The sequence below is a fragment of the Pseudomonas sp. P5_B2 genome, from assembly GCF_056400445.1.
Genome location: NZ_JBFULH010000184.1, coordinates 1 through 7840 on the forward strand (window position 1 = coordinate 1; position 7840 = coordinate 7840).

Below are 7840 nucleotides of genomic sequence, written 5' to 3' on the forward strand. Positions count from 1 at the left end.
CTGTGGGAGCGAGCCTGCTCGCGAAAGCGGTGTATCAGTCGATAGAAATGTCGAATGTAAATCCGCTTCGCGAGCAGGCTCGCTCCCACAGTGGTTGCGTTCATTCATTTAATAGAGGCATTCAACCGCCATGGCCGTGGCTTCGCCGCCGCCGATGCAGATCGCTGCAACGCCCCGTTTCAGGCCTTTCTGGCGCAGGGCCGAGAGCAGGGTCACGAGAATACGCGCCCCCGATGCACCAATCGGGTGGCCCAAGGCGCACGCGCCGCCGTGAACGTTGACTTTCTCGTGAGGGATTTCCAGTTTGGTCATGGTCACCAGACTGACCACAGCGAACGCCTCGTTCACTTCGAACAGATCGACCTGATCCAGCGACCAGCCGGTTTTCTTCATCAGTTTCTTGATCGCCCCCACCGGGGCCACCGGGAACAAGCCCGGGGTGTCGGCAAATGCCGCGTGACCATGAATCACTGCCAGCGGTTTCAGCCCTTGTTTCTCGGCTTCGGAACGGCGCATCAACACCAGTGCCGCCGCGCCGTCAGAAATGGAGCTGGAGTTCGCTGCCGTAACGGTGCCGCCGTCGCGGAACGCTGGTTTCAACGAAGCAATCTTGTCCAACTTGGCTTTCGGCGGCTGTTCGTCATTGCTGATCAGCACCTGTTCTTTACYCACCATGACCGACACCGGGACGATCTCATCCTGGAAGCTGCCATCCTTGATCGCTTGCTGCGCGCGGGTGGTCGAGGCAATAGCAAACGCGTCCTGCGCTTCACGGCTGAAACCGTTGGTTTCTGCACAATCCTCAGCGAAGGTGCCCATCAGGCGACCCTTGTCGTAGGCATCTTCCAGCCCGTCGAGGAACATATGATCGAGCACACGCCCGTGGCCCATGCGATAGCCGCTGCGTGCGCGGTCCTGCAGGTACGGCGCGTTGGACATGCTTTCCATGCCACCCGCCACCACCACGTCAGCGCTGCCGGCCACCAGCATGTCGTGGGCCAGGATCGCCGCTTCCATGCCCGAACCGCACATCTTGTTCAGCGTGGTGCAACGGGTCGATTTATCCAGCCCTGCGCCCAGTGCAGCCTGACGCGCCGGCGCCTGGCCGAGACCAGCGGACAGTACGCAGCCGAACAGCACTTCTTCGACCGATTCGGCCTTGACGCCGGCGCGCTCGACCGCCGCACGGATCGCGGCTGCGCCGAGTTGTGGTGCCGTCAGGCTTTTCAGTTCGCCCTGGAAACCGCCCATCGGGGTGCGGACGGCGCTGACAATAACAATGGGATCGTTGGCAATAGTCATGACAGATCTCCTTACTTGGCGGCCATGCGCAAGGCACCGTCGAGACGGATCACCTCGCCATTGAGCATGCTGTTTTCAATAATATGCCGGACCAGCGCGGCGTACTCGCCCGGTTTGCCCAGGCGCGGCGGGAATGGCACCCCAGCGGCGAGCGAGTCGCGCACTTCCTGAGTCATGCCGGCCATCATCGGCGTTTCGAAAATACCGGGGGCGATGGTCATCACACGGATGCCAAAACGCGCCAGTTCACGGGCGGCGGGCAAGGTCAGGCTGACGATGGCGCCCTTGGAAGCGGCATAAGCAGCCTGGCCGATCTGGCCGTCATACGCGGCGGCCGAAGCGGTGTTGATGATTACGCCGCGCTCACCGTCGGCATCCGGCTCAGTTTCAGCCATGGCCGCCGACGCCAGGCGCAGCATGTTGAAACTGCCGATCAGGTTGACATTGATCACCTGACTGAAACTGGACAATGCATGCGGACCATTTTTGCCGAGGATTTTTTCACCGCGCACGATGCCGGCGCAATTGACCAGCCCATTCAGGCCGCCAAAGGCTTTGACCGTGGCCTGCACCGCCGCTTCGGCAGCCGCTTCGTTGCTGATGTCTGCAACCACGCTTTGCGCGCCCAGGCGCTGGGCCTGCTCCGCAACGGCCTCGGCATTCATGTCCACCAGCATCACTTTGGCGCCGGCGGCGGCCAGCATTTCAGCCGTGGCGGCACCCAGGCCGGAAGCACCGCCGGTGACTAGAAAAACCTTGTTTTCGATCTGCATCACTAATTCCTTGGATTCAAGCTGTAGGGTTTTCCGCGGCGGCCTCTTGAGCCTTGGCGATTTCCTGGTTGCGCAAGATAAAGCGCTGCAATTTGCCGCTTGGGGTTTTCGGCAATTCGTTGACAAATTCGATTTCAYGGGGATAGGAATGCGCCGCCAGACGTTTGCGCACATGTTGGCGCAGTTCTTCAGCCAGTTCCGGCGTGGCGCGGTATTGCTCGCAAATCACGACGAAGGCTTTGACCAGCTCGGTACGCTCTGGATCGGGTTTGCCAATCACGGCGGCCTCGATCACCGCAGGATGTTCGATCAATGCACTTTCCACGTCGAACGGGCCGACGCGGTAGCCGGACGTGGTGATCACATCATCGCTGCGACCGACGAAGCTGATGCTGCCGTCCGGGTTCCATTCCACGGTGTCGCCACTTAAATAATAGTCGCCGACGAACGCTTTGGTCGGCGCGCCTTCGTAGCCGTTGAACCAGCACATCGGCGACTGGGTGCGATCTAGGGCCAGAATGCCTGGCTGGCCGATACCGAGTTCTTTGTACTCCTCGTCGAGCACCACGATGCGGTGGCCTGGTGAGGTAAAACCGGCAGCGCCGACGTGGACCGGGTGTTCCAGTGCGTGGTGGTTGCACAGAACCATGCCCAGTTCAGTCTGGCCGTAGTGGTCGTGAATGACCACGCCAAGGTTGTCGGCGAACCAGCGAATGACTTCCGGGTTCAGCGGCTCACCGGCGCTGCTGACGATACGCAGCTTGCCCTTGATCGATTTGGCGAACTGGTCGCCGCCCGCGATCAGCAGACGATAAGCGGTCGGCGATCCGGTGAGGTTGGTGATCCCGTACTTGTTGATCACCCGGCAGGTGCTTTCGAGGGTGAACGGGCCATCGTAAAAGGTGATCGGGTGACCCATCGCCATCGGCCCGGTAACGCCGTAATAGATGCCGTAGGCCCAACCCGGATCGGCGACGTTCCAGAATGCATCTTCTGGCCGCAGATCCACGGCATCGCGGGTATAGCTCTGAAACGCAACGAGGGCTTTGAGCGGCACCGACAACGCTTTCGACGGGCCGGTGGTGCCTGAAGTGAACATCAGCAGGAACGGGTCTTCGCCAGTCAGCAGCACCGGTTCGCACGCAGGGGAATAATTGGCCAGTTCGGCCCAGAAGCTGTAATCGCCCCGGACGATGCCCTGGCCTTTGGCGCCGCCGACGGTGACGATGGTCGGGCAGTCGGCAACTTCATCGAGTTTCGAGCGATTGACCGCGTCGGTGACTACGACTTTGGCAGCCGAGCTGCCGAGGCGGTGTTCAATGGCTTTGGGGCCGAACGCAGTAAATAGCGGCTGATACACCGCGCCAATGCGCCAAGTGGCAAACACGGTGATCAATAATTCGAAGTTACGGGGCAGAAGCCCGGCGACCTTATCGCCTTTTTTCACGCCTTGGGCCAGCAAGAAATTGGCAAAACGTGCCGCTTTGTCCTGAAGATCGCTGAAGGTATACGTGGCGCTGGCGCCGTCGCGACCTTCCCAGAACAGCGCGATACGCCCCGGCAAGGCATGGCGATCGCAACACTCGACGCAGGCGTTGAGCGCTTGCAGGGAACCGCTGAGTGCGGCGTCGACGGTGTGCTGATAATTGAATTGTGAAGTGGCAGACAGGTAATCGCGCATTGCCAGAATCCCTCGATATTTTTATTAGGTTGGGGAACCGAAAAAACCAGGGAAATACTCGCTCTGTGGGCATTACAGGGCAATGGTCAAAGTTATCAAGTTGCTTGACTGGTTTGGCCAAGGTTCTAGAGCTGTGGCGTCAGTCATTTCTCTACAGGGTTCGGATCAGTGCGCCTCGTTCAAAATCAAACTCCGGTAATGCCCAGGATTCGACCCTGACCACTTGCGAAACGCCTTATAAAACGAACTGGCATCGGCAAACCCCAACCGCGTGGCGATCTCGGCGAAGCTGATACTCGGCTCGGCCAGCCAAACGATGGCCAGCTCCTTGCGCACGCTGTCCTTGAGCCCCTGGTAGGTCTGCCCTTCTTCCGCCAAGCGCCGGCGCAAGGTCGAGGCCGACATGCACAGTTGCTGCGCCAGCGGCTCGGTTTCCGGCCATTGTTGCGCAGGCAGTTGGCGCAAATCCTGTTTGATGCGGCTCGCCAGGCTCTCTGGATCACGGTACTTGACCAGGATATTGGCCGGCGCATGGGCCAGAAACCGCTTGAGTTCTTCAGCGCTGCGCTTGATCGGCAAATCCAGACAGTCAGCGGAGAAAATCATCCGGGTGCGCGGCCGGTCGAAACGCAGGTTCTCGGAGAACATCACCTGATAGTCATCACAAAAATCCGGTGCTGCGCAGCGTAATTCCACGGCCAGAATCGGAATCCGCCGCCCCGCCAGCCAGCAGGCAACGCCATGAACGATCATCCAATAGGTGAAATACGTGAAGGCGCGGCGTGGGTCCTGATCGTCTTCCAATAGGACGATTTCGGCCAGGCTTTGCTGGCGGACCAGTTGCGCGGGCATGTGTTCAAGCATTAACGACAGAAAGCTCAGGCCCGACGTCAGCCCGGCGGCGAGGCTCGGCTGGACCATTGAGCAGCGGCACAGAAACTCCAGGCTGCCGGACTTCAGATTGCGCGGATCCATGCCAAAAAACTCATCATCGCCGCGCCGGGCCAGCAAGCGCCAGAGCCGAGCATACGCGGTGGCCGGGACACGGGCATTGGCGGTTTGCAGCAGCGCTGGATCGATACCGACCTTGTTCAACACCTCTTCGGTGGCCTGGCCGGGGGCGCAACTTTGCAGCAGCGCTTCGCGCACCAGTTGAATGGAGATGGTGTCTTTTTCCGACATTGAGCGCGATGAGCCTTGTTGGTTTTAAGTGGTGGGCATATTAGCGCACGCAGATCCCTGTGGGAGCGGGCTTGCCAGCGATAGCATTATCACTACCACCGATTTTCCTCCTGCCTGGCCCGTGACCCGCGCTACCATCCCTCGCAAACTATAAAAGCTCACGGAAGACTCACCCATGACCACTCCCGCCTTCGACCTGCGCCCGTTAATGGTCGCCAACATGGCCTGCTCCATGTCGATGATGGCGTTCGTCTCGCTGATTGGCCCGATTGCCCGGGTGTTGGGCCTTGCCACATGGCAGGCCGGTGCGGCGGTGACGGTGTCCGGGGTGATCTGGATGCTGCTCGCCCGCCCTTGGGGCCAGGCCAGTGATCGTTATGGCCGGCGACGCATTCTGTTGGTTGCCACCGCGGGTTTCACCCTCGCCTATTGGGCCTTGTGCCTGTTTATCGACGCATCATTGCGATTTCTGCCGTCGGTGCTGCTGGGGTTCATCGGTTTGATGATCGGTCGCGGGCTGATCGGCGTCTTCTACGCCGCCATCCCGGTGGGTGGCAACGCGCTGATTGCCGATAACATTGAACCCCAACACCGCGCCAAAGCCATGGCGGCATTGGGTGCTGCCAACGCCTGTGGCCTGGTGATCGGCCCAGCCATCGCCGCATTGCTGTCACGCTTCAGTTTGAGCCTGCCGTTCTATGCCATGGCCGTACTGCCGTTGTTGGCCTTTCTGGTGTTGCGCTTCAAGCTCAAGGGTCAGGAACTGCACCTGCGGCAAGCACCGCGCAAAGTGCGCCTGAACGACCCACGCCTGCGCCGGCCCATGGCGGTGGCATTTGTGGCGATGCTGTGTGTGTCGATTGCGCAGATTACCGTCGGTTTCTTCGCCCTCGACCGGCTCGGCATGAGCCCGTCCGACGCCGCGCAAACGGCGGGCATTGCCTTGACCATGGTCGGTTTCGCGTTGATCTGTTCGCAACTGGTGGTGCGCCGGCTCGAATGGCCGCCGCTGCAGTTGATCCGCGCCGGTGCGCTGGTGGCCTCCGTGGGATTTGCCGGCAGCATCCTCGCAAATACTGCATGGGGTTTGTGGCTGTGCTTTTTCGTATCGGCGGGCGGGATGGGGCTGATCTTTCCGTCATTCGCCGCACTGGCCGCGAATGCCGTGGAGGCCTCGGAGCAAGGCGCAACCGCAGGCTCCATCGGTGCCGCGCAAGGGTTTGGCGTGGTCATCGGGCCGTTGGCGGCCACGTTGATCTACGACCTCGACCCACGCCTGCCCTACCTGGCGGCAGCTGCACTACTGCTGTTGGTGGCCCTGTGGCCAAAGCCCCCGGCGGCGATCAACGTTAAAGAATGCGATAGAGCAACCGCTCAATCCGCACCCGACTGACCCGCGTGAGAAACTTGGCCACCGCTGGCGGGTAGTCCAGCAGCGTTTCCAAGTCCTGATAACGCTCGATGCGGTTGGTATTGCGAAAAATCTCGACCAGCTCGGCGTTGCGTTGCTCAAGCAATTCGCCTTTCGGGTCATCGAGCAGCAACGCGTTTTCCAGGTCAAGACGGAATGCCCGGGGGTTGAGGTTGTTGCCTGTCAGCAAGGTATAGCGCTGGTCGATCCACATGCCTTTGAGGTGATAGGTGTTGTCGCCATCACGCCACAAGTGCAGGTTCAGTTTGCCGCTGTCAATGCTGTGTAGATGCTTTTTGGCAAAGCGTCGCAGGCTGATCTCGTAGAGGTACGGCAGCGCTGCGATCACCTTGAACGGCTCRCTCGGCGGGATGTAGAAATCGTTGGCGGTCTTGTCGCCGACCACAATGTCGACTTTCACACCGCGGCCCAACGCCCGGTTGATTTCCCGGGTCACCGCCAGCGGCAGGTTGAAGTACGGTGTGCAGATCGTCAGTTGGTGCTGGGCGCTGGCGATCAACTCGCAAATCACCCGGTTCAATGGATTGTTCTTGCCCACACCCAGCAATGGACTGACCGACAAACCGCCCTTCAGCGTGGTGCCCGCCGTAGTGTCATATGTCGCGTGCTTGAGACGGCTGCGCAAATCGCCGATGTCGTGGCGCAGGCTGCGGGTGGTCGGCAGGTTCGGCAAGTCGAGACGATGCACGGCTTTGGACTCAAGGAAACCGTGCTGAACCAGGTGCTGCATCGAATTGGCCAGCGCCTGGCTCTGCAGCACGTGATATCGGTCGAAGCGGTATTTGTCGAACTTGTGCAGGTAAACGTTGTTCAGGCTCGCGCCGCTGTAAATTACGCAATCATCAATCACGAAACCCTTCAAATGCAGCACGCCGAACAGTTCACGCGTCTGCACCGGTACGCCATACACCGGCACTTCACTGGCGTGGGTGCGGGTCGCTTCTTGATACCACGCCGAGTTGCCGGGTTGCTTGCCGGCACCAATCAGCCCGCGCTGGGCGCGCAGCCAGTCCACCACTACGACCACGTCCAGTTCTGGACGCGCCAATTTGGCGACGTGCAAGGCATCGAGAATTTCCTGGCCGGCTTCATCCTGTTGCAGGTACAGCGCAACGATATAGATGCGGTGCGTGGCCTGGGCGATTTTTTCCAGCAGGCAACGACGAAACTCGGCGGCGCCGGAAAGGATGGTGACGGCATCGGCGGTCAGCGGAAAACTGCGCAGTTTGGGCAGCAGATAGCGTTTGAAAAGCGACGGCATAGGACTCGCAGTGGGTCGAATCTGAAGAATTTACGAGCTTACACCATGGATCGGTTTGGGTCTTGTTACCGTCTGTAATGACCCCGATCCCGGGCAAATCAGCGCCCACATTGGTATACCTATCTCTTGTGGGAGCGAGCCTGCTCGCGATGATGGCGGTACAGGCGAAGGAAATTCCTGCTGACCAAGTAAAACGAACGCTTTACTGT

Annotated in this window: 6 protein-coding genes; 1 reads left to right on the forward strand and 5 read right to left on the reverse strand. The window is 60.0% G+C overall.

Annotated features, from left to right (window positions below; all coding sequences use genetic code 11):
* Positions 1 to 108: 108 nt before the first annotated feature.
* The 4 genes from AC1DRJ_RS15195 to AC1DRJ_RS15210 all read right to left on the reverse strand — a co-directional run bounded on the left by AC1DRJ_RS15195 (position 109) and on the right by AC1DRJ_RS15210 (position 4938).
* On the reverse strand, positions 109 to 1302 hold the full coding sequence (locus tag AC1DRJ_RS15195) for an acetyl-CoA C-acyltransferase (protein ID WP_477802886.1): 1194 nt from the start codon (positions 1300 to 1302) through the stop codon (positions 109 to 111).
* Between the two features lie 11 nt (positions 1303 to 1313).
* Entirely contained in the window at positions 1314 to 2075 is a 762-nt protein-coding gene (locus tag AC1DRJ_RS15200; RefSeq protein WP_477802887.1) for an SDR family NAD(P)-dependent oxidoreductase, read from the reverse strand.
* Between the two features lie 16 nt (positions 2076 to 2091).
* Positions 2092 to 3756 carry an AMP-binding protein gene (locus AC1DRJ_RS15205; protein WP_477802888.1) on the reverse strand — a complete coding sequence of 555 codons (1665 nt, stop codon included), beginning with the start codon at positions 3754 to 3756 and terminating at the stop codon, positions 2092 to 2094.
* Positions 3757 to 3921: 165 nt separating this feature from the next.
* The gene (locus AC1DRJ_RS15210; protein ID WP_477802889.1) at positions 3922 to 4938 is read right to left on the reverse strand and encodes an AraC family transcriptional regulator; all 1017 of its coding nucleotides are present in this window, start codon (positions 4936 to 4938) and stop codon (positions 3922 to 3924) included.
* A 175-nt stretch (positions 4939 to 5113) separates the two neighbouring features.
* Between AC1DRJ_RS15210 and AC1DRJ_RS15215 the strand changes: the two genes are divergently transcribed.
* On the forward strand, positions 5114 to 6331 hold the full coding sequence (locus tag AC1DRJ_RS15215; protein WP_477802890.1) for an MFS transporter: 1218 nt from the start codon (positions 5114 to 5116) through the stop codon (positions 6329 to 6331).
* Here AC1DRJ_RS15215 and pssA read toward each other — a convergent pair.
* Positions 6288 to 7631 carry a CDP-diacylglycerol--serine O-phosphatidyltransferase gene (gene pssA / locus AC1DRJ_RS15220; RefSeq protein WP_477802891.1) on the reverse strand — a complete coding sequence of 448 codons (1344 nt, stop codon included), beginning with the start codon at positions 7629 to 7631 and terminating at the stop codon, positions 6288 to 6290. The genes AC1DRJ_RS15215 and pssA overlap by 44 nt on opposite strands.
* Between the last annotated feature and the right edge of the window lie 209 nt (positions 7632 to 7840).

Coding starts and splice junctions, on each gene's coding strand:
- AC1DRJ_RS15215 (WP_477802890.1), top strand. CDS start 5,114: ATGACCACTCCCGCCTTCGACCTGCGCCCGTTAATGGTCGCCAACATG.
- AC1DRJ_RS15200 (WP_477802887.1), bottom strand. CDS start 2,075: ATGCAGATCGAAAACAAGGTTTTTCTAGTCACCGGCGGTGCTTCCGGC.
- AC1DRJ_RS15210 (WP_477802889.1), bottom strand. CDS start 4,938: ATGTCGGAAAAAGACACCATCTCCATTCAACTGGTGCGCGAAGCGCTG.